Source organism: Pseudomonas sp. FG36 (assembly GCF_057809275.1).
In genome coordinates, this window is the sequence record NZ_JBMDJQ010000081.1 from 1 (window position 1) to 1597 (window position 1597).

Consider the following 1597-nt stretch of genomic DNA (forward strand, 5'->3'; position numbering starts at 1 on the left):
AGGATGGGGCGTTCAGCGCGGTCCTCCCGGGAGCAAGGCCGGAGTGAGGGAACCCCGGAGCGAAGCGTAGGGGCCGTATGAATGGAGCGAGCGGCTTTGCCTACTTTGGCCAAGACCAAAGTAGGCCGCCGTAAGGGCGGAAAGGTGAATAAGCGTCACCATCGCAAATGAATGCGCATACAACTTTCAAAACTAACCAACCCAACTAAAATCAGAAATCAGAAATCAGAAATCAGAAATCAGAAATCAGGCAGGCAAAACCGACTCAGACAGACCCAACCGCCGCACCACATAAAAACCGATCAGGTACCGCGCAATCGACCGCCCCGTCGGCAACGGCAGCACGGGCCCGGACAAGCTCGAGCTCCATGAGCCGACCATGAACCGTACCTGGTAAATTTGCCAGTAGCCCGTTCCCAAAAAATGAGTGAATGTACTGTTATTCACTCGCTGCTCCGGAGAACCCCATGCATAGATACGGGCAAAAGACCAAGATCGAAGCATACCTCCTGGTTACCGATAACCACGGCTCGGTTATTGGGGCTCAGCCTCCCGTAACACCTTATCCCTTGGTGTATACGGCTTACGGATACAGACCGGGGTGCCCTGGCCTCGAAGTCATGCTTGGCTTCAACGGGCAAAGGAAGGACCTAGTGACAGGGTGCTATCCACTCGGCAATGGCTACCGTGACTACGATCCTTGTCTAATGAGGTTCCGTTCGCCGGACAACCTCAGTCCATTTGGTGAAGGTGGTATTAACGCCTATGTCTATTGCGCAGGTAATCCGGTCAACAATATCGACCCATCCGGGCACATGCTGAAAGCACCGAAGAGCACCTTCGGTATTAATTATAAAGATACAGCCTATTACAAAAATGCTGTCAAAATAACTGAAGCGACACCCAAATTTGCTAAGTATGAGAAATGGTTCGACAGCCCACACGTGACAGAAAAACACCTGAAGAAGGCTGCAAAGCTTTACCAGAAAAAATTAGCACTTGACACTTTCGAGCCTGACCCTAGCTTGACGACAATCATTTCAGCCGAGCATCAAAAGGTATTGGCCCAGAAGAACTTTGACAAAAGCCTGGACAAAACCTGGGAAATGATATATAGCACTACATTTAAACGCGAAGACCCTATCATCATTGAACCACTACCAACCGTACAAGAACTTCAGAGCAAATTATCTCAAGAAGAAATCAGGAAAATGACGTAAATCAAACATACAAATCCAATCGCTTCAATGATGCTGTTATCCCCTGCACTCTCGGCGCGACAGCATTATTCTGAGCAAGCCCGACCTTATGGCCATCCCTTTCAAGGTCTTTTTTTTTAGCGACCTTAATAACCCGATCCGTTGAAACGTGGGTATGCACAAGCCCACATCACTGGTGTCTTCCTGACTGGATTTCAGCGGATTCTACCGAAGACCTTGAAAGGGATGTCCGTAAGGCGTAAAGGTGAATAAGCGCCGACATCGCAAATGACTGCGCATAAAATTTTCAAAACTAACCATCTAAACTAAAATCAGAAATCAGAAATCAGAAATCAGAAATCAGAAATCAGAAATCAGAAATCAGGCAGGCAAAACCG

The 1597-nt window shown here is 48.2% G+C and carries 1 protein-coding gene; it reads left to right on the forward strand.

Features of this window, described 5'->3' with window-relative positions; all coding sequences use genetic code 11:
* The first annotated feature begins 467 nt into the window (after positions 1-467).
* Positions 468-1220 (forward strand): RHS repeat-associated core domain-containing protein, encoded by a 753-nt coding sequence (locus ACODS9_RS26495; RefSeq protein ID WP_489095119.1) that lies wholly within the window; start codon positions 468-470, stop codon positions 1218-1220.
* Positions 1221-1597: the final 377 nt, after the last annotated feature.